Here is a 19,572-nt window from a genome sequence, read left to right as displayed (position 1 = left end):
CTCTCCCACTCACTTACTTTTTCGGTTCTGCTTTTTGGCCAAACTCTTTTTCCCATTTTTCTAAAATTTTGTCACGATTTTCTGCTGCCCACTTAAAGTCATTCTTTTTGTATAACTTTTCTGTTACATCTTTAGGGAATCCATCTGGAAGTTTATAATCATTTTTAATTGTCGCAAATCCATTTTTCTCGAAGTATAACTTCATTACATCATCAGTAATCGCCCAATCTAAAAATGCTTGCGCTAATTTTTCATTTTTTGCATTATCTTTTTTAATAAGTGCGTTCGCTTCTACTTCCCAACCTAATCCTTCTTTCGGCAATACAACTTCAACTGGTGCACCTTTTTGTTTCTCTTTCAAAGCACTATAAACCATTGATACGCCAACTGGATATTCACCCGCTCCTGCTAATTTCGCTGGTTTTGATCCTGAATGCGTATAACTTGCCATATTATCATGAAGTTTCTTCATGTAATCCCAGCCTTTATCTTCACCCATGATTTGTAGCCATGCAGAAACTGTTAAAAATCCTGTTCCAGATGATGCTGGATGTGGCATAACAAGTGTTCCTTTATACTCTGGTTTCGTTAAATCTTCATATGATTCTGGCATCGGTAAATTTTTCTTCTTTAACTCTTCTTTATTTACAGCAATCCCCGTCATAAATGCAGTATTTCCTACCCATTTTTCAGGTTGCTTATCATCTTTAAATTGTGGAAGAACACGATCTGCTCCTTTTGGAGAGTATCCTTTTAACATATCTTTTTTATCTAAAGCTAATAGACTTGATGCCGCAGTTCCCCATACAACATCTGCTTGTGTATTTTTCCCTTCAGCTAGCAATTTCGCAGTAATAACTCCTGTTGAATCACGTACAATGTTCAATTTCACATCAGGATATTTCTTTTTAAAGGAATCAAGATAAATTGGTACAAGCTCTTCTTCAATTGCTGTGTAAACAGTTAATGATCCAGATAATTTGTCATCTTTCACTTTCGCTCCAGCACTTTCTTCCTTCTTTGCACCACACCCCATTAATAACGAAAATACCATTCCAGTCGCTACAGCTTTAAAGATTGTTTTTTTCACTGTTTCTCTCTCCTTTTACAAATCTTATGTACAACTCAAATATAAACAACTAGTGTAAAAGCAGTATTAAACCAACATTAATCTTTTGTTTGTTGTTTGTTTTTGTGTAATACGTTGCTACTTCTATGTTTTTTCGCATTTTTCTGCTCATAGAAAACACTAAATTTACAAATAATTAAAAAAACCTTTATAATCCCACAAAAAAATGAGGCGTTTGTAAAAAACGCCTCATTTTTGTTTCCCTTTTTTTGAATTACGATTCGCATACTTTGCGCTATTTTCTCCTTCATACTCTAATGCAAATTCTGCATCTGGTAAGCTTTCTTTCGGAGTTTTATTATTATTGATTGCCGCATTTTGTTTCACTTTTCTTTTTACCAATACATTCACCTGCTCTCAAGAAATCACTTTCTACTCTAGTTTGAAACAACTTAAAATAATTATTACTGGCAAGTGTTAACAAGTACATAAGAGGCGTTAGATGGAAATACTACATATGAAGAAATCATTATAAAAAGGAGCGATAATTTTGAAGAAAAAAGAAAAGATTCAATCACCCATTTTAGACGAAACGCTCCCGCATCAAATGAATTTTCCATCTTTTAAAGGAACAGGAAAAACGATGCAACAACCTTTTGTGAATCAATATAATGTTGTAATTGGAGACAGTAAATATAATTCCGAGAACAGTCCGCTTAACAATTGGAGTGATGAAGTAGATCCTGCCATTATGGCTGGCGATGAGTGGATCCATCCTACAAATGATATTGGGTGGATTTCAGAAGAAAATCAAGAGTTGCTAAAAAACGAAGCGGATAATAAAGATGAAGCTTTCATGCATCCACAATTTGGAATTAACGACTAAAAAACCATTCTACCTAACGTAGGTAGAATGGTTTCATACTATCCAATAATAATCCGCTCTTTCGGGTATTTATAGCGAGGTGGTTGTTCCCTTCCACCACTAGCTAAAATAAATGTTAAAATACCAACGCGTCCGATAAACATAAGCACAATAAGTACAAGTTTCCCAACAGTTGTTAAATCAGGCGTGACACCTGTTGATAGTCCCGTCGTTCCGAAAGCAGAACAAACTTCAACAATTAAGCTCATAAGCGGTACATTTTCCGTAATAGATAAAATGAATAGCGCAGTAGCACATAACAAAATCCCCATCGTCATAACGACAGATGCTTTCAGTACATCCTCTTCATGTAGCTGACGTTTGAAGACTCTAACTGTTCTACCGCCCCTTGCAAAGGTGTATAGTGACAATATACTAACAGCAAATGTAGTTGTACGTATTCCGCCCCCAACCGAACTTGGAGATGCCCCTATAAACATTAATATACTCATAAATAAAAGCGTCGGTTGTGATAATTCACGTATATCCATTGTTGCAAGTCCACCACTTCGCGTCGTCACAGATTGGAATAATGTATAAAATACAGTTTCATGCCATGACTTTCCTACTAAAAAATGATTTCTCTCCAGTAAAAAAATCATAATTGTACCAACAACAACGAGTGCAAAAAATGTTGTTGTCGTCAATTTTGTAAATAATGAAAAACGGAATAATTGTTGTCTCCTTTTACTAAGGAATTGTTTCACTTCCATTAGCACAGGGAAACCAATCGCTCCTAAAATAATTAGTAACATATGAATCATTTGAACAATATAATCTTTTTTATACGGAATTAATGATTGTCCTGTTAAATCAAATCCGCCGTTCGTAGTCGCACTAACAGCTGCAAAGAAACCGTGAAAATAAGCTTCTTGCCAAGTCGGAAAGTAAAGTAAAAATCTTGTCCCCAATAAGATTGCTCCAATAAGTTCTATTGAAATAATTACAATTAAAATAGAACGCATCAATTCTACGAGACCCGATAAATTTCCTTGATTATGGTCTGCCATAATTAATCTTCTTCTTTGCAAACCAATCTTTTTCCCCGTAATGATCCAAACAAATGTCCCAAGCGCCATAATTCCTAAGCCGCCTAATTGTAAAATAAGAGCTAAAACAATAATTCCTGCTGTAGTAAACGTATCTGAAATCGTAATAACAGACAGTCCCGTAACACTTACCGCACTAACCGATGTAAAAAGCGCATCTATAAATGTCCATTTCACACCAGGCTTCGTAACAAACGGTAAACTAAGCAATATCACCGATACAACTACCGCTAATAAATAAAACAAAACGATGAGTTGTACAGGACGTAATTTTTGTAAAAACTTTTTTATATCTCTCATTCCATCACTTCGCTACCTTTTTTCTATCGATTAAATAAAGAAAAATCTTTACTTTCTTTATTTGTAAATAACTGCTCAAATAATTTGGCAAAGACCATTCCATATACAGTTCCATTACCTCCATACGGCAATGCATAAAACAAATTATGTATCTTTTCGTCTTCTTTTAAAATGGGGAGACCATCATGAGTACCACCAAATGCGGCTGCCCAATAGTAGTCTGCCTGTATATTTTTATACTGCGGGAACATCTCTTTTACAATATTAATAAGGATATCACGCTTATGCAATAATTTCGTATCACCAATTGTTTGAATTTGTAGCGCTTCATCTAATCCGCCTACAATAATGCGGTTTCGATACGTTCGAAAATATAAGTAGGGCCGTGCCGTTTCCCAAATTAACGATCGCTCATGCCAGCCTTCAAATTGATCTATTTCATTTGTTACAATTGCATAAGAGGTGTCTACTGTTGTATTTTTTTCTTTCTTTCCAAAAAGCGCCTCATAACCTGTCGCCATAATAATATTCTTTGCTACAATTTGATTTCCTGTTTTCGTGTAACAAATTAAATCATTTTTGCGTTTTTTTATATGTATTGCCTCTGTATGTTCATATATATTAGCTCCCATTTGGTTTGCTTTATGCAAAAAACTATACGCTAGTAAATACGGATTCACCTCAGCATCACCTTGCGTATATAACGCTGCTTGTTTTGCAAAAGAATAACGTTTCTTAATATCAGCTTCTGTAAAATATTCAACTGGAAATCCATAATTCTGTAACGTATTATATTCCTCTTGTAAAAATGAGACATCCTCACTTTTACTTGCATAATATAAACTATTTCGCGGAATAAAATGGGGATTAATATCAAGAGTCGGTATAACCTCTTCCATTGTTCTTAGCGCTTCATAACAAAGCTTATATGCTCGTACCCCTTTTTCTTTACCAAATGTATGGATAAGAGAGGTTAACGATTTATCATGAAGAAATTGTAGTAAACCTGTATTAGCAGCTGTGCTACCACACGCAATTGCTCTTTTTTCAATAAGTGTAACACTCATGCCAATTTTCGCTAACGAATGCGCTATATGAGCACCGGCTTCACCGCTTCCAACTACGAGCACATCACATATCATATCATTTTCTAACAGTGGATAACAAGGTACAGAAACTCCTGTATTCCAAAACAACTTACCCATCATAAGTTTCATAATTATACTCCTAAAATATAAATTTCTCCTTTCTATGTTTTGTTATTTTTCATAAAAAAATCCAACTAACATAAGCTAGTTGGATTTTTTTATTTTTAATTAGAACGCTCTTCAAGCCAATTTCCAATCGTCGGATATGTTTGTTTTACAGCTGTTCCACCGTAAACGATAGACATATGCCCTGTTGGTAAACATACATATTGTTTATCTGTGCTAGAAATATGGTCTAGTAATGCTTCTACTTGACATGGCAAAGCGATATGATCACGTTTCCCGGAAATATTTAAGACATTCGCCTTAATATTTGCAAGGTCTACCTTTTGTCCGCGAATAACGAGTTCACCCTTAACCAACTTATTATTTTGATAAAAATCACGAATCCACTGTCTGTATGATTCACCTGGGAACGGAATACCATCACCAACCCACTTTTGAACCAATCTCCAGCTTTCGACGAAGCGCTCATTCTCTGAACGATCTACTAAAGCAACATATGGACCAACAAAGTTCGTAATTGGCTTTAACATTTTGTTTCCGAAATCAATCATTTCTGGCGGAATATTTCCAAATGTATCAACCGCTTTATCTAAATTGAAGTATTTCTCATCTAATAAAGGGCCATACAATCCTGTTTCAGAGAAATCAAAAGGACTTGTCATGAAAATTAAATTACGAATTGGCATGTGCGGATGAAGTGCTGCATAAATAGAAGTTAGCGTTCCACCCATGCAATAACCAAGTAAAGAAATCTCGTCCGATTTTGCAGTTCGCATTACTTTTTTTACTGCTTTTGCAATATAATCAAACACAAAATCATCAAATTTCAAATGACTATCTTCTAAACCAAATGTGCCCCAATCAAGCATATACACATCAAAACCACGATCCACTAGATATTCCACTAAACTATTTCCAGGAGTTAAATCCATAATATATGGTTTATTAATAAGAGCATATATTAACAGAATTGGAACTCTTTGTGTTTTTTCTTGTTTTGGAATGTAGCGATAAAGCTTCGTCTTATTCTTCGTCCAAATAACCTCTTTCGGCGTTAACCCTACTTGCGGCTCTGGTTCACGTAATAAAATTTCACTCGCCCTTTTCACTCGGCGGTATGCTTTTCGGTACTCTTCTGGGTATAGCTCTAATTGCTTTTCCCATTCTGTTGCGAATGTAGTCATTTTTTTATCTCCTTTTTGGTCGATTTCCTTCTTAAAAAAAGAAGTGCATTCCTGCTATGGATATGCACTTTTTTCTTACTTCATTACATATATAATCCGCCGTTAATGTTTAATTGTTGACCTGTGATATACGCACCGTCACGGCATAGGTATACTACACCTTTTGCAATTTCATCGGCTTGACCAAAACGTTTTTTCGGGATTTTTGCAACGATTTTTTGACGTACTTCTTCTGGTACTTCTGCTACCATTTCAGTATCAATAAATCCTGGGCAAATAGCGTTTACAGTGACATTTGTTTTTGCAAGTTCTAACGCTAATGATTTTGTAAATCCTAACATACCTGCTTTTGCTGCTGAGTAGTTTGTTTGGCCAAATCCACCTGCTTGACCAATAATAGAAGAAATGCTAATAATTCTTCCTTCTTCCGCTTCTGTTATGTATGGAAGAACAGCGCTTGTCGTATTAAATACGCTACTTAAATTCACGTCAATTACGCGCTCCCAATCTTCACGATTTAACTTTTTGAATGTACGATCTCTTGTAATACCAGCATTATTAACAAGAATATCAACTTTACCAAAATGATTCACAGCTTCTTCTACAAGTCGGTTTGCATCTTCTACCTTAGAAACATCCGCTTGCACTGCATAAACATCATGTCCGTCTTTTCCTAATTCATTCACTAAATTTTCAGCTGCTTCTTTACTGCTATTATAGTTAATAACTACTTTTGCTCCCTCTTGTGCTAATGCTACTGTAATTGCTTTTCCAATTCCTTTTGCTCCACCTGTTACGATTGCTACTTTTCCATTTAATTGAACCATTTCTTTTCCCCCTTAAATGAATTTGTGAACGATTGTTATGAATCATTTTGGTACTCATACTATAGAGTCCATATATAATTATGTTTCGCTGTTTATACGTGAAAAGAGATTCTCCCTCTCTCTTTTATCTGTTATAAACAAGCGCTTTTATCATTTTTTATTTTCTGGCTTATTCGCAGGCTTTACCTCTTCTTTTACAGGTACTTGTAGTTTAGCTAGTACTGCATTTTGCTTTTCTAGCAATTCTAAAATTTGATCTACTTTTGTTTCAAGCGTACGAATATCTTGTTTCACTTTCGTCACATCACGCTTTAATGTAGGAGCTTGTCCTAAAGAATCGACTTTCTCCTCTAGAAACTCCTCAATGTTATCTACTTTATTTTCTAAGTTAATAACTAGCGTAGCTACTCTCGCGATATCCTCTTTCGTCGGCACATTTACTTGTTCTAAATAGTTTTTTGTCGTATCATTTAATGCTTTTTGATAAAACAAATTCAAATCTAGAACGCTGCCCATCCAAGCAGAATATTCTTCTGTTTTAATTGTTTCATTGAGCGCTTTTCCCCAAAATGTTTCGGTTTGTTCATAAGCATTTTTCCATGCTTGTAGTGGATCGAATTTTTGATCAATCACTTTACCTACACTCCCTTTTTCGTTTTTGAAACAATTCAACCTATTCACTATTTTCTAATATTCTGAATAAAACTTCAAGTCTATATTTTATTTTTTTCTATTTTCTAACAAATGTGTTGACTTTAAAAACAGATAGGTGTAAATTGCACTTATAAGCAAAAAATTCCATCTAACTGATTCATGAGGTGATGCACAATCATGCTACAAAATGAACCAGAACAACGCGAAAGTTTGGAGAGCAACCAAGCGAAGCAACCAAACTCCATGCCAAAAAACTTCTTAGTTCCCTTCTTACTTCTCTGTCTAAAAGACTGGAGTCTTCATGGTTACAAACTTATTCAAATGCTAATGGATATCGGCTTTTCTTCTGTTGACCAAGGTAATGTTTATAGAACACTACGCAAATTAGAAAAAGAAAACCTTATTTCTTCTACTTGGGATACAAGCGATGGAGGGCCGGCAAAAAGAATTTATTCTTTAACTGAATATGGAGAGCAATATTTAACAACATGTGCGACTTCTTTTGAACATTATCAAAATATGTTGCGAACGTTTTTCACGTTATACACCAATGCATTCTTTCCATTTTCTACTTCTCCAGAAAAGGATGAAAAGGATTCTTCATCTTCACCTGGTGGTACAGCAGAGTAATCTGCGTTCACAATATGCAAAAAAACATTTGGGGGTCAAACAATGGAAACTAAACCATACGAATTAGTCGATGCATTTTGGAAAAACTGGTCTCAATCACTTTCCCTTTTCTCTTCAGCTGGGAAACAATTAGAGCAGCTTACTTTAGAAACATTAAAACAACAACAAGACGCTTTGCATAAATTAACATCAGGAGTAGATGAACTAGAAAAAGAACTACAACAACTCACTGCTCAGTTCAACAACCAATATACAGATTACGTGAAACAATTAACTGGAAACTCCTTAAATGATCAAATTAACGAGTGGCAGGACAAATGGAAGGAACTTTCTGCTCATATGCATCAACTTACTGTTTCTCCTACAAAAACATCTTTGTCAATTCTTACACAAACAAGCGGTCAATTTGAAGAAACAACAAAACAATTTATTGAGCAACAACAATTACAACGTGAAGAGGCTCAAAAACAGTTAGAGGGTTTTTTGGAAGAGTTCAAGTCAAAACAGTTGGAACTCGCAAAAAAGTTCGAGGAAAACTCAAAAAATCTATTTACTTCCATCAAGTAAGAAAAATGTGGGAGCTAACCGCAGCACAAACAAAACTCTTTCTTCCTCCTACTACATCAAGATGGCTAACATTTTTCGATATGGAAAAGAAGGAGGACAAAATGAATCCATTTCAAGAAGCACAAACTGTTCCGGAGCTTCGCTATGATGAGATTCAAGTCGGTGATCAAGCATCCCTTACAAAAACAATTACAGATGAAGATGTTATCAATTTTGCAAAATTGACTGGAGATGTGAATCCTATTCACATTTTAGATTCTTTTGCGAAAACGACAATGTTTAAAGAACGTATTGCCCATGGTATGCTCGTTTCGAGTTTTATTTCTACCATCCTTGGAACGAAACTCCCAGGCAAAAATACGATTTATTTATCCCAAAATGTTTCATTCCGTGCCCCTGTCAAAATCGGTGATACACTTCGCGTTGTGGCAGAGGTTATTAAGAAGCGTGACGATAAAAAAATCATTACGTTGCAAACAAATATATATAATCAATCGGATGATATTGTCGTGGAAGGTACAGCGACAATACTAAAAAAAGAGTAGCAAATTTGCTACTCTTTTTTCTATCCAATAACTTCTAATCACACCGATTACTTCCGCGTATGAGCACGCCGGTTCCACATAAAATAACAGTACCAATTCAGATAAGTACTTATCTGGACTGGATTACTCATAAGGATGTGTATCATCATGGCAAAAACAAACAAATTACTAGTTCCAGGTGCTGAACAAGCACTTGATCAATTTAAATATGAAATTGCACAAGAATTCGGCGTAAGCTTAGGGTCTAATACAGCATCTCGTTCTAACGGATCAGTTGGCGGTGAAGTAACAAAACGTCTTGTTTCTTTAGCTCAACAACAATTACGTGGATAATAATATAACATATGGCTTAGAGGCAGATATTCTCTGCCTCTTTCTATTTTTCACATACATAATCGGACTTTTTCACATACTAGTAAGAGCAAACAGAAAGGAACGATATATAACATGAAACGGATTAACATTCGTATGAGTCCTCCCCGCGTTCTTACTTTGTCTTTTATCATGTTATCAATTATAGGTACATGCTTATTAAAGCTTCCAATTGCTACAACAACGTCTATTTCATGGCTCGATGCTTTATTTACAACAGTTTCTGCTTGTACGGTTACAGGGCTTGGTGTTGTGGACACTGGAAAAGTATTTACTTTGTTTGGACAATGTATCATTTTAACGCTTATACAAGTTGGCGGGCTTGGTATTATGAGCTTTGCTGTCTTAATTGCGATTATGCTCGGAAGAAAAATCGGTCTTCAAAATCGGATTTTACTGCAACAAGCATTAAATCAAACGAATATAGGCGGCGTCATCCGTCTTGCCAAAGCATTATTTTTATTCTCTTTTACAGTCGAATGTATCGCTACTTTAATTCTTTCTTTTGAGTGGGTACCAAAATACGGGGTTACCAAAGGGATCTATTATAGTTTTTTCCATTCAATCTCAGCCTTTAACAATGCTGGTTTTTCTGTGTGGAGCGATAATTTAATGTCCCATTCTCATAGCATTATTGTCAATTTCGTCATTTCCTCTCTCATCATTTTAGGTGGAATTGGTTTTACAGTGATCGTAGACATAAAAAGAAAGAAAAACTTTAAAAACCTTACACTACATTCAAAACTTATGCTCTCTTCTACTCTAATCATCAACATTATTGCTACCCTTTTTATTTTTATATTCGAGTTCCATAACTCCCTTTCTATGAGAGGGTTTACCCCATTTGAAGAAGGAATGGCCTCTTATTTCCAAGCAATTTCAACGCGAACTGCCGGTTTTAATACAGTTGATATTTCTACATTGTCAAAACCTTCCCTACTATTAATGATGCTACTTATGTTTATTGGTGCTGGTAGTGCTTCAACGGGTGGGGGGATTAAGTTAACAACATTTTTAATCATATTTTTTGGTGTATTTAAATTTTTACAACAACAAGAAGATATTGTCGTATTTAAAAAATCCATTAAAGATACTCTCATTGTCAAATCATTAACCATTACTATTATTTCTATTTCATTTATCTTTTTTGCTATTTTAATTTTGAGTATTACTGAACGAGTTCCTCTATTGATGAGTGCTTTCGAAGTATTTTCAGCATTTGGGACTGTTGGCCTCAGTATGAACTTAACACCCCACTTAACTATAATTGGAAAAGCGATTATTATTTTTATGATGTTTTTTGGGAAAATGGGTCCTTTAACATTGGCATTTTCATTTGCTCGTAAAAAGAACCGAAAAATAAAATATCCGAATGAAGATATTTTAACAGGTTGACAACCGTATAAATTATCCATATAATGAGAATACAATAACATATCTCCAAAGGGGAGTAGCGTCCAAGAATATATCTTGGAAACAAAGTCGTCATTACGTAGAACTTAGTTCTTCCGGCTTTGTTGGCATTTTTATTACATATGTCTAGCAAGACCTTTGCCTATTAACGGCAGAGGTCTTTTTTGCATTCATTTCCAGATTCTCCCAAAGTTAATAGGCAGGAGTATGGGGAAACTAAATAGTGGGGAAATTCTTCACTTATTTAGAAGTTATAGAGATGAGAGGAGAATGTACATGGATGTATCATTATTATTGGAGTATGGTTGGGTATTACTCATCCTAATTGCACTTGAAGGGATTTTAGCGGCTGATAACGCTCTTGTTCTTGCAATTATGGTAAAACATTTACCAGAAGAAAAACGAAAGAAAGCACTATTTTACGGATTAGCGGGGGCATTCGTTTTCCGATTTGGATCGTTATTTATGATTTCGTTCTTAGTCGATGTATGGCAAGTGCAAGCAATCGGTGCCATCTACCTTATGTTTATCGCTGGTAATCACTTATTTAAAACATATGTTAAAAAGAATACAGATGAAGAAACAGAAGAAAAAGAAGCAAAGAAAAAACAAGAGAACTTTTGGTGGACTGTATTTAAAGTTGAGGTTGCTGATATCGCCTTCGCAGTTGATTCAATTTTAGCTGCTGTTGCACTAGCAATGACTTTACCAAAAACAGGACTAGGTACAATTGGTAGTCTTGATACTGGGCAATTCGTTGTTATCTTTGTAGGTGGACTTATCGGATTAATCATTATGCGATTTGCAGCAACTGCTTTCGTACAAATCTTAAAACGTAAACCAGGGCTTGAAACTGCAGCATTCTTAATTGTAGGTTGGGTTGGTGTGAAGCTAGCAGTTTATACATTAGCACATCCTGCATTAAATGTAATTCCACATTCATTCCCAGAATCCACTCCGTGGAAGCTTACATTCTGGATTGTATTAGTCGGAATCGCAGTTGGTGGTTGGTTCTTCTCAAAAGAAGTAGAAGTAAAAGTGGAAAAGAATTTAGACGAAAAAGCGCTGTAATTACAGCGCTTTTTCTTTTTCCTTTCTTCCTCGCAATGTCCAGAAAAAATTCCATTATACTACCTTTTGTAAACGTTTTCTTAATGTATGTATGTCCTTTTTGTGAAACATTGCACAAACTTATTGAAAGTAAGAACAATTCCATGTACTTTATTCATATAAGGAGTATTTATAGAAGATTTACTAAAGGAGCGTATTACTCATGCTAGAACAAGGACTAGATTATGTTGTCAAACTGGCTAAAAGCAAAAAGAAAATACTAGATACAAACCCAATGCAATATTTCATTCGTGCTGCACTTGCTGGTATTTATATCGGTTTTATTATTGTACTATGTTTTAAATTAGGTAACTTTTTTCACATTGCAGATTCACCAGCAACTTATTTAGCCGCTTCTATGTTTTTCGGGATTGCTCTCGTACTTATTATATATGGCGGTGCTGAATTGTTTACTGGGAACACAATGTACTTTACTGTCGCAACTTTAAGAAAAGAAACAACGATTTCTGATACACTTCGTAACTGGGTTGCTTGTTATGCAGGTAACTTAGCCGGCGCATTATTCTTTGCCTTACTATTTTACGCAACTGGAATTTTTGAAGCAATTGATCACGGTCACTTAATGAGTAAAGTCGTTGAAGGAAAGATGAATACACCTACGATGCAGTTATTCTTTAAAGCCATTTTATGTAACTGGCTCGTATGTCTTGCTTGCTTCTTACCTTCTCAGGTTAAAGGTGACACAGCAAAAATAATGGTCATGATGCTACTTGTTTTCACATTCTTCTTATCTGGTTACGAACATAGTATTGCAAACTTATCACTCTTTGCTTTATCTTTAGTTTCACCGCATCCTGAGACAATTTCTTTTTCAGGTGCTATTCATAACTTAATTCCTGTTACAATTGGTAACATTATTGGCGGATCAGTATTTGTCGGTATGGTATACCACTACTTAACAAAGAAAACGCCTGAAGTTCAACAGGAAGAAACTGAAATCGCAACAGCTCAACAAGAAGAGATTATTCCTTTACAAGCCCATATGAAACATTAAAAACTCCAAAGTTTTACTTTGGAGTTTTTAGCTTCCCACGTATTTAATAACAAGGTGAGGAGTAATTTCTCCTTCTTCCTTTCCCTTATCCATTCTCTGTTTCATCTTGTGCATACCGATGACATCATTCGTATGAAAGTGAATTTCATTTACATATAACCCCTCTGTACAAAAAGCTTCTACAAAATCTAGTCCATTTTTCGCTCCCCATCCCATATTAAAATCAAGAGAAAGAATATTCACATCATAATCCCGAACCATTTGCAAAGCACATTCTACTGTAGTTGCGGGCACATACCCGAACGGGCAACTTCTTTGATCATCCATATATACGTTCATTTTCGATTCCCTCTCTAATTTGAATATGCGGCCAATACATAACATATTGCCCCGAGACTAATAAAAGGACCAAATGGAATTGGCTTTCGTACTTCTATACGTTTTAATCCGATACCAATCCCGAAAAAACAAAGACTAAAACAAGATGCTAAAAATAAAACGATAAAAACTCCTTTCACTCCTACTATAAATCCAAGTAACGAAAGTAGTTTTATATCTCCTCCGCCAAGCCCTTCTGGATATATCTTTTGCATGCAATATAACAAAATAAATATAACACCACTACCAGCTATACTATCTGTCCAAGTAACTAATTGTACAAAAACACTTTCGAGAATGAGTAAAAAGGCAAACGAAATTAAAATACAATCAGGAATTAACATATATAAGTAATCTGTAACTGAAATAATAAGAAGTAGCGAAAAAAGGGATAAAATAATAATAAGCTCTCGTTCTATTCCAATCATATACACTGTAAGAAGAAATATACCTCCTGTTATACATTCAAATGCTACATACATAATTGGAATTTTCCTCTTACAATTCGTACAACAGCCTCTTTGTATATAAAATGAAATGATGGGGATTAGTTCTTTTGTCCTTAGCACATATTTGCAATAATCACAATGTGAACGCGGGGTAATAATAGAAGCACCTAATGGAACCCTCATCGCAACTAGCATAAAAAAAGAACCAAACACCATCCCTGCTAACAGTGCATATAAATAAGTGAACATCCCTTCCTCTCCTTTCCCAAAAAACATAGCAAAAAAAGGAGAGAACTTCTACTTCATATTATCCTTTATTCTACTAAAAAGCAGGCCATTTCCAGGCCTGCTTTCCCCTCTTTTATACGATGAAATAAACTGCTTTTAATGGTCCATGTACTCCGACAACAAGATTCATCTCGATGTCAGCCGAGTTACTTGGCCCTGTAATAAAGTTAATACAAGATGCCGCTGTCTCCCCATTTTCTACGCGTGAGTTCATATCCTGAACTGCTTGTGTAATACGAGGCACAAGTGTTTCACGTGGAATAATAGCAAAATATACAGTCGGTAAAAAGTGTAAAGAACGCCCTTGACCTTTATGACTTTGTACAACAATTGTACCAGATTCAGCTAATGTATAATCACTAAATGCAATACCAATATTCGCTTTTTCAGCTAAACGCATATTTTCGTCTTTTCTCTCTGGATCCCATACATTTACTTCAACATCTCGTTTTGGAAGTTCTTCTTTAAATAAAGATGTTAAACCATATGCATCAAAACGCGCATCTGCTGATAATAAAATAGGTCCCCCGCCGTTTTCCATGATTACTTTTTGAAGGTCTTCACCTAAACGGTCGTTTGTCGTTTCTACTACAGTTGTATGAATGTTTGTACATTGCTCTTTAAACACTTCTAGTAATTCTTCTTGTGAATAATCTTTTAACGTTTCTATATTCACATTACTTTTCCATACTGGACGCTCTACACCTTCTGTTTTACGCGCGCGCCCAAGTTCTTTTGCAATGTTATCTAGAAAGGCATCACGGTTTTGAATTAATCCTGTCATTATTTATCCCCGCCTTTCTTATGATCTTTATACCAATCACGGAATCGTTCTTTACTTGGAGCTGGAAATTCACGAATATCCGTCCAGTTTTTAAGTGGTCCAACACCTTTTGATACACGATTACCAGATGTAAATGGACTCATTGCCGCTGGTGCCATTTTTGAACCCATTTTATATAAAGCAGCTGAAGAAGCACCCATACTAAACATTTTCATAGCCAGTTTTTCTGCAAGTGGTGCACGACCTTCTTGCTCAACGATGACTTGACGATGTTTTAATAATAAATCATGCAATGGAATTTTTACTGGACAAGCTTCTGTACATGCTCCGCATAAACTAGATGCATAAGGAAGCTCTTTGTAATCATCATATCCACCTAGAAGCGGTGTTAATACCGCACCGATTGGTCCTGAGTAAATCGATCCATATGAATGTCCACCAACGTGACGATATACAGGACATACATTAACACAAGCAGCGCAACGAATACATTGTAATACTGAACGGAATTCAGATCCAAGAATTTGAGAGCGACCATTATCAACAACAACTAAATGAAATTCTTCAGGTCCATCAACTTCCTCTTCTTGAATTGGCCCCGCTACTGTTACATAACTTGTTAATTTTTGACCTACTGCACTACGACATAGTAAACCAACTAAAACATCTAATTCTTCCATTGTCGGAACCATACGTTCCATACCCATTACCGCTATTTGTGTTTTAGGAATTGACATAACAAGATCTGCATTACCTTCATTCGTTACTAAACAAAGAGAGCCAGTATTTGCAACAGCAAAGTTACAACCAGTTACACCAATTTCTGCATCCATAAATTTCTCACGAAGTTGTTTACGAACAAACTTTGTCATTTCATACGGGTCATCAGAATTTTCATAGCCTAGCTTTTCTTTAAATACGTCGCGAATTTGCGTTCTATTTTTATGAAGTGCAGGTGCAATAATATGTGAAGGTGGATCGTTATCTACTTGCAAGATATACTCTCCTAAGTCACTCTCTAACACTTCACAGCCAATCTCTTCAAGCGCATGGTTCATACTAATTTCTTCTGTTACCATCGACTTTGATTTTACTACCTTTTTTGCCTGCTTCTTTTTTGCAACGTCTTGAATATACTTTGCTGCTTCCTCTTTCGTTTTCGCAAAGTACACGTGTCCGCCTCTTTTTGATACATTTTCACTTAACTGCATTAAGTAATAATCAAGATTTTCTAACGTATGTTGACGAATTTGTTCACCTAGTTCACGCCACTCTTCCCAGTTTCCTAGTTCATCTGCGGCTTTTAAGCGATTCGTATATAAACGCGTTTGTGCAGAAGATACTGCTCCGCGCATAAACGAATCTTGAATTCCATCACCAACGCGATCATTAAATTTTTTCTCACTGATTTTCATAGACATAGCTTATGTTCCCCCTTCATGAGCGACTATTCAGTACCTCAGCAATATGCATTACTTTTACTTCTTTTCCTAAACGCTCAATACGTCCGCCAATGTTTAACAAACACCCACAATCTGCACCAATTAAATAATCTGCACCTGTTTCCATTACACTATCTACTTTTTCGTCTACCATTTGCTCAGAAATTGGAGTCATCTTAACTGAAAACGTTCCCCCAAACCCGCAACAATTTTGCACGTTTGGCAAATCTCTCACAGTTAATCCTTTTACATTTGATAATAAAATTCCTGGTGCTTCTTTTATTCCAAGCATACGTGTCATATGACATGATTTATGAATAGTAGCGACCCCTGGTAAACTTGCACCAACATCAGTAACCTTTAAAACATCCACAATAAACTGTGTAAATTCATAAGTTTTATCAGCAACTTTTTGTGCACGTTTAGCCCACTTTGGATCATCTTTGAAAACATGTGGATACTCATGAAACATTGTCGCACAAGAACCAGATGGCGTAACAATATATTCTGCATCTTCGAAAGTTTCAATCATATGTTTCATTGCTTCTTTTGCTGCTTCTACATGGCCGCTATTATAAGCAGGCTGACCACAACAAACTTGCGCTTCTGGAAATTCAATTTCACAACCTAAACGCTCCAACACTTCAACCGTTGCTTTGCCGACATTTGTTTCAAACATATCGACTAAACAAGTAACAAATAAAGTAACTTTCATAACTATTACTCCCCCTTTTTACAACTTCACCAACAAACATATGGTCATCAGATGACTTAGCAGAGAAGAAATAGGCTCAACCATGGCCTATCCTCTCCCTCTTCTAAAGAAAACGCTTACTTAATCTTTCTCTATTTTATCAGAAAATTAAATTTTTAAAAGATTAAATTACGAATTTATATCGTTTTTACCTGTGACAATATTTTCTACATTTGTTAAGTGATCTAGCATTGCTTGCTGCGCTAATTCTACATCTTGTTTTAACACCGCATCATATATAACTTGATGCTCTTCTATAAGTCGTTCTGATGTCGTTTGTTCACCATATAAAATAATGCGTCTTGATTCACCAATCGTTTCAGCAATCATCTCTGAAACATGATTCATGAGTTCAAGCAAAATGCTATTATGCGAAGACTCTGCAATTCCCATATGAAATTGAAAATCGGCTTTTTCGCCAGCCTTTTCATCTCCAATGCTCTTTGCCATTTCATCTAACCAATGTTTCATATTTTGTAAATTATCTTCCGTACGTTTTGCCGCCGCTACTCGAACTGCCCCCACTTCAAGCACCTTTCGTACTTCTAATAAATTCAAAATATCTTCTTTCTTCATTAATAATCTATTGTTTAATGATTTCGTTAATGAAGAAGAATCGAAGTTCTTCACATATGTACCTTCTCCTTGTTTCATCTCAATTAAGCCCATCGCTCTTAGCGCACTTAGCGCTTCACGAACAGCAGATCTGCCAACTTGAAACTGCTCAGCTAATTGATGCACAGGAAGTAGTTTGTCACCAGGTTTTAACGTACCATTTTTAATCATTGTTAAAATAGCTTCAGATACTTCTTCGTAAATTTTTTTCGGTTTAATAGATTTGTACTCCAGTTAAATCACCTCAGTATCTTCCAAACAACAATTGAAACGATTTATAAGAACTTTGCATCATAACTATTTTAGACCGAATTGATAAGAAGTACAAATGTTTTGTTCATAAAATAGTCAAATTTTCGATATTTATTACATATTAATTTATATTTTTACGTATAAAGTGAAACTTTAATCAGTGAGGGTTTTGTTCATCCCCCACTGATTATTAGCCCTCACCAATCGGGCTTTTACGGGCAGCAGTGCCTCCACCTAACTTCTTTGCTTCTGCTGAATTTTGAGGTGAGGGTCTTACTGACCGGCGAATAGCGGGATAAATATTTTCTTCAATATAAAGAACATGCCCTAAAAATTAGAACATGCCCCCCTCATCCTGTACATTCAGTTTAATAATAACCGTTGTTCCCTTATCTTTTTCACTTTCAATTTTCCACTGTCCACCATGTATATGAACAATTTGTTTCACAATAGCAAGGCCTAAACCTGTTCCACCATGTTGACGACTTCTCGCTTTATCAACTCTGTAAAAGCGTTCCCCAAGATTCTCCAAATGCTCTATATCAATGCCAATTCCTGTATCTTTTATTTTTAATTCACAGTAATCATCGATTTGCTCTAAAGTTATAACGATATTTCCTTTTTGATTTGTATATCGTATCGCATTATCTAACACATTATGAAGCACTTGTTGCATACGATCCTCATCAATCATGACAATGACCTCTGGATTTAAATTGGTTGAAATATGAATTTCCTTTTCTATAAACTTAATCTCATACGTATCTAATACGTCTTCAATCAGCTGTGAAAAAACGATAGGTTGCTTCTTTAACGGAAAGTGCTCACCTTCTAATTGTGCTAAGTCTAACAAGTCATGAACGAGACGCTGCATACGACCTGCTTCTTTATGAATTAGCTGAGTTACTTTTTCCTGCTGAGCTCCCTTTGCAACACCATCTAAAATAGCCTCGCTATACCCTTTTATATAACTAAGTGGTGTTCTAAGTTCATGCGAAACATTTGCTAAAAATTCCTTACGCTTTACATCTTCTGTTTCTAATGAATTTGCCATTTTATTAAATGCTTTTCCTAATCGTCCAATTTCATCCTCTGAAGAAACTGTAATCCGCTCCGAAAAATCTCCCGTAGCCAAATGATTTGCAACCCGCTCCATTTGCGAAAGTGGCTTCGTAATTGCAATTATAATTTTTCTTCCAACCCATATCGTAATTAAAATCATAGCAATTGCTAACGGTGCTAAAATAAGACCCATATCATAGATTAAATCTTTTATACTTTTTAAAGGAATATACGAATAGACAATTCCGACTAATTTTTTATTTTCCAATACAGGAATGACAACCCCCATAATATTACGGTCAAAATGTTCTTCATATCCTATTTTTGTCACAGTTTTCCCATCTAATAGCGTTTGCCTATCTCCTTCACTTATAAGAGAATGATGATGCACATCAAAAGGCAAACATGCGCTTAAATCACGCGGATTAGATACGAAAATAACATCTGAACTAGATATTTGATCAAACGATCTTACTTTCTCTTCAAAAGTTGATATTCCTTCACGCTTATCATATTGAGCAGCAAGACTTTTCCCTTCCATTACTAACGAAGTTTTTAAATTATCAACGTATAACTTTTCATACGAGTATAAAGATACGAAATAAAGAAAGGACACTGTTACACATACTGCACATACTACTGTAAGCCAAAGTTTTTGTACCATCGTAAACATA

22 protein-coding genes and 1 riboswitch are annotated in these 19,572 nt (G+C 35.5%); of the genes, 8 read left to right on the top strand and 14 right to left on the bottom strand.

Annotation, left to right across the window (positions count from 1 at the left end; all coding sequences use genetic code 11):
• Nucleotides 1-13: 13 nt before the first annotated feature.
• A complete protein-coding gene (locus HFD78_RS02555; RefSeq protein WP_000750895.1) occupies nucleotides 14-1,090 on the bottom strand; it encodes a putative 2-aminoethylphosphonate ABC transporter substrate-binding protein in 1,077 nt (358 codons plus the stop codon).
• Nucleotides 1,091-1,318: 228 nt separating this feature from the next.
• Entirely contained in the window at nucleotides 1,319-1,471 is a 153-nt protein-coding gene (locus HFD78_RS02550; protein ID WP_000240799.1) for a hypothetical protein, read from the bottom strand.
• A 148-nt stretch (nucleotides 1,472-1,619) separates the two neighbouring features.
• Between HFD78_RS02550 and HFD78_RS02545 the strand changes: the two genes are divergently transcribed.
• Nucleotides 1,620-1,955, top strand: coding sequence for a DUF3905 domain-containing protein (locus HFD78_RS02545; RefSeq protein ID WP_000726027.1), 336 nt, complete (start codon nucleotides 1,620-1,622; stop codon nucleotides 1,953-1,955).
• A 38-nt stretch (nucleotides 1,956-1,993) separates the two neighbouring features.
• Here HFD78_RS02545 and HFD78_RS02540 read toward each other — a convergent pair whose 3' ends face one another.
• From HFD78_RS02540 to phaR, 5 genes are all read right to left on the bottom strand, one after another.
• Nucleotides 1,994-3,343, bottom strand: a complete 1,350-nt coding sequence (locus tag HFD78_RS02540; protein ID WP_001204707.1) for a TrkH family potassium uptake protein — start codon at nucleotides 3,341-3,343, stop codon at nucleotides 1,994-1,996.
• Between the two features lie 23 nt (nucleotides 3,344-3,366).
• The gene (locus tag HFD78_RS02535) at nucleotides 3,367-4,560 is read right to left on the bottom strand and encodes an NAD(P)/FAD-dependent oxidoreductase (protein WP_000772518.1); all 1,194 of its coding nucleotides are present in this window, start codon (nucleotides 4,558-4,560) and stop codon (nucleotides 3,367-3,369) included.
• A gap of 95 nt (nucleotides 4,561-4,655) precedes the next feature.
• Nucleotides 4,656-5,741, bottom strand: coding sequence for a class III poly(R)-hydroxyalkanoic acid synthase subunit PhaC (gene phaC / locus HFD78_RS02530; protein WP_000206336.1), 1,086 nt, complete (start codon nucleotides 5,739-5,741; stop codon nucleotides 4,656-4,658).
• Between the two features lie 83 nt (nucleotides 5,742-5,824).
• Entirely contained in the window at nucleotides 5,825-6,568 is a 744-nt protein-coding gene (locus HFD78_RS02525) for an acetoacetyl-CoA reductase (RefSeq protein ID WP_000250407.1), read from the bottom strand.
• 150 nt (nucleotides 6,569-6,718) lie between these two features.
• A complete protein-coding gene (gene phaR / locus HFD78_RS02520; protein WP_000566942.1) occupies nucleotides 6,719-7,201 on the bottom strand; it encodes a polyhydroxyalkanoic acid synthase subunit PhaR in 483 nt (160 codons plus the stop codon).
• A gap of 198 nt (nucleotides 7,202-7,399) precedes the next feature.
• Here phaR and phaQ point away from each other — a divergent pair, with 198 nt between their 5' ends.
• From phaQ to HFD78_RS02485, 7 genes are all read left to right on the top strand, one after another.
• Nucleotides 7,400-7,852, top strand: a complete 453-nt coding sequence (gene phaQ / locus HFD78_RS02515) for a poly-beta-hydroxybutyrate-responsive repressor (protein WP_000939955.1) — start codon at nucleotides 7,400-7,402, stop codon at nucleotides 7,850-7,852.
• A 42-nt stretch (nucleotides 7,853-7,894) separates the two neighbouring features.
• Nucleotides 7,895-8,419: a polyhydroxyalkanoic acid inclusion protein PhaP gene (phaP, locus tag HFD78_RS02510; protein ID WP_000448594.1), complete on the top strand. Its 525-nt coding sequence runs from the start codon at nucleotides 7,895-7,897 to the stop codon at nucleotides 8,417-8,419.
• 101 nt (nucleotides 8,420-8,520) lie between these two features.
• Nucleotides 8,521-8,964, top strand: a complete 444-nt coding sequence (locus HFD78_RS02505) for a MaoC family dehydratase (RefSeq protein ID WP_001067916.1) — start codon at nucleotides 8,521-8,523, stop codon at nucleotides 8,962-8,964.
• 147 nt (nucleotides 8,965-9,111) lie between these two features.
• Nucleotides 9,112-9,297: an alpha/beta-type small acid-soluble spore protein gene (locus HFD78_RS02500; RefSeq protein WP_001140707.1), complete on the top strand. Its 186-nt coding sequence runs from the start codon at nucleotides 9,112-9,114 to the stop codon at nucleotides 9,295-9,297.
• Nucleotides 9,298-9,411: 114 nt separating this feature from the next.
• Complete coding sequence (locus HFD78_RS02495; RefSeq protein WP_000822330.1) at nucleotides 9,412-10,731, top strand: TrkH family potassium uptake protein; 1,320 nt, start codon at nucleotides 9,412-9,414, stop codon at nucleotides 10,729-10,731.
• Between the two features lie 38 nt (nucleotides 10,732-10,769).
• Nucleotides 10,770-10,943: riboswitch (yybP-ykoY riboswitch) on the top strand.
• A gap of 82 nt (nucleotides 10,944-11,025) precedes the next feature.
• Nucleotides 11,026-11,820: a TerC family protein gene (locus tag HFD78_RS02490; RefSeq protein WP_000383326.1), complete on the top strand. Its 795-nt coding sequence runs from the start codon at nucleotides 11,026-11,028 to the stop codon at nucleotides 11,818-11,820.
• 202 nt (nucleotides 11,821-12,022) lie between these two features.
• The gene (locus HFD78_RS02485; protein WP_000893027.1) at nucleotides 12,023-12,874 is read left to right on the top strand and encodes a formate/nitrite transporter family protein; all 852 of its coding nucleotides are present in this window, start codon (nucleotides 12,023-12,025) and stop codon (nucleotides 12,872-12,874) included.
• 27 nt (nucleotides 12,875-12,901) lie between these two features.
• Here HFD78_RS02485 and HFD78_RS02480 read toward each other — a convergent pair whose 3' ends face one another.
• The 7 genes from HFD78_RS02480 to HFD78_RS02450 form a co-directional block, all read right to left on the bottom strand.
• Nucleotides 12,902-13,213: a cyclic-phosphate processing receiver domain-containing protein gene (locus HFD78_RS02480; RefSeq protein WP_001103760.1), complete on the bottom strand. Its 312-nt coding sequence runs from the start codon at nucleotides 13,211-13,213 to the stop codon at nucleotides 12,902-12,904.
• A gap of 14 nt (nucleotides 13,214-13,227) precedes the next feature.
• Nucleotides 13,228-13,950, bottom strand: coding sequence for a prepilin peptidase (locus HFD78_RS02475; RefSeq protein WP_000495716.1), 723 nt, complete (start codon nucleotides 13,948-13,950; stop codon nucleotides 13,228-13,230).
• A 112-nt stretch (nucleotides 13,951-14,062) separates the two neighbouring features.
• Nucleotides 14,063-14,773, bottom strand: coding sequence for a LutC/YkgG family protein (locus HFD78_RS02470; RefSeq protein ID WP_000147183.1), 711 nt, complete (start codon nucleotides 14,771-14,773; stop codon nucleotides 14,063-14,065).
• Nucleotides 14,773-16,194, bottom strand: coding sequence for a LutB/LldF family L-lactate oxidation iron-sulfur protein (locus tag HFD78_RS02465; RefSeq protein ID WP_000061930.1), 1,422 nt, complete (start codon nucleotides 16,192-16,194; stop codon nucleotides 14,773-14,775). Before HFD78_RS02465 ends, HFD78_RS02470 begins: the two co-directional genes overlap by 1 nt.
• A gap of 16 nt (nucleotides 16,195-16,210) precedes the next feature.
• Entirely contained in the window at nucleotides 16,211-16,930 is a 720-nt protein-coding gene (locus HFD78_RS02460) for a (Fe-S)-binding protein (protein WP_000869150.1), read from the bottom strand.
• A 168-nt stretch (nucleotides 16,931-17,098) separates the two neighbouring features.
• The gene (locus tag HFD78_RS02455; RefSeq protein ID WP_254905699.1) at nucleotides 17,099-17,788 is read right to left on the bottom strand and encodes a FadR/GntR family transcriptional regulator; all 690 of its coding nucleotides are present in this window, start codon (nucleotides 17,786-17,788) and stop codon (nucleotides 17,099-17,101) included.
• Between the two features lie 382 nt (nucleotides 17,789-18,170).
• Nucleotides 18,171-19,571: a sensor histidine kinase gene (locus HFD78_RS02450; protein WP_000494818.1), complete on the bottom strand. Its 1,401-nt coding sequence runs from the start codon at nucleotides 19,569-19,571 to the stop codon at nucleotides 18,171-18,173.
• Nucleotide 19,572 lies beyond the last annotated feature (1 nt).

Source organism: Bacillus sp. EKM501B (assembly GCF_011800505.1).
GTDB lineage: Bacteria > Bacillota > Bacilli > Bacillales > Bacillaceae_G > Bacillus_A > Bacillus_A cereus.
This window is presented reverse-complemented; position numbering and strand designations above follow the sequence as displayed.

What these genes read in the sequence shown, in the direction of transcription:
- HFD78_RS02505 (WP_001067916.1), top strand. Translation starts at nt 8,521, where the DNA reads ATGAATCCATTTCAAGAAGCACAAACTGTTCCGGAGCTTCGCTATGAT.
- HFD78_RS02475 (WP_000495716.1), bottom strand. Translation starts at nt 13,950, where the DNA reads ATGTTCACTTATTTATATGCACTGTTAGCAGGGATGGTGTTTGGTTCT.
- HFD78_RS02540 (WP_001204707.1), bottom strand. Translation starts at nt 3,343, where the DNA reads ATGAGAGATATAAAAAAGTTTTTACAAAAATTACGTCCTGTACAACTC.
- phaP (WP_000448594.1), top strand. Translation starts at nt 7,895, where the DNA reads ATGGAAACTAAACCATACGAATTAGTCGATGCATTTTGGAAAAACTGG.
- HFD78_RS02470 (WP_000147183.1), bottom strand. Translation starts at nt 14,773, where the DNA reads ATGACAGGATTAATTCAAAACCGTGATGCCTTTCTAGATAACATTGCA.
- HFD78_RS02490 (WP_000383326.1), top strand. Translation starts at nt 11,026, where the DNA reads ATGGATGTATCATTATTATTGGAGTATGGTTGGGTATTACTCATCCTA.
- HFD78_RS02465 (WP_000061930.1), bottom strand. Translation starts at nt 16,194, where the DNA reads ATGTCTATGAAAATCAGTGAGAAAAAATTTAATGATCGCGTTGGTGAT.
- HFD78_RS02450 (WP_000494818.1), bottom strand. Translation starts at nt 19,571, where the DNA reads ATGTTTACGATGGTACAAAAACTTTGGCTTACAGTAGTATGTGCAGTA.
- phaC (WP_000206336.1), bottom strand. Translation starts at nt 5,741, where the DNA reads ATGACTACATTCGCAACAGAATGGGAAAAGCAATTAGAGCTATACCCA.
- phaQ (WP_000939955.1), top strand. Translation starts at nt 7,400, where the DNA reads ATGCTACAAAATGAACCAGAACAACGCGAAAGTTTGGAGAGCAACCAA.
- HFD78_RS02495 (WP_000822330.1), top strand. Translation starts at nt 9,412, where the DNA reads ATGAAACGGATTAACATTCGTATGAGTCCTCCCCGCGTTCTTACTTTG.
- HFD78_RS02460 (WP_000869150.1), bottom strand. Translation starts at nt 16,930, where the DNA reads ATGAAAGTTACTTTATTTGTTACTTGTTTAGTCGATATGTTTGAAACA.
- HFD78_RS02485 (WP_000893027.1), top strand. Translation starts at nt 12,023, where the DNA reads ATGCTAGAACAAGGACTAGATTATGTTGTCAAACTGGCTAAAAGCAAA.
- HFD78_RS02480 (WP_001103760.1), bottom strand. Translation starts at nt 13,213, where the DNA reads ATGAACGTATATATGGATGATCAAAGAAGTTGCCCGTTCGGGTATGTG.
- HFD78_RS02535 (WP_000772518.1), bottom strand. Translation starts at nt 4,560, where the DNA reads ATGAAACTTATGATGGGTAAGTTGTTTTGGAATACAGGAGTTTCTGTA.
- HFD78_RS02500 (WP_001140707.1), top strand. Translation starts at nt 9,112, where the DNA reads ATGGCAAAAACAAACAAATTACTAGTTCCAGGTGCTGAACAAGCACTT.
- HFD78_RS02525 (WP_000250407.1), bottom strand. Translation starts at nt 6,568, where the DNA reads ATGGTTCAATTAAATGGAAAAGTAGCAATCGTAACAGGTGGAGCAAAA.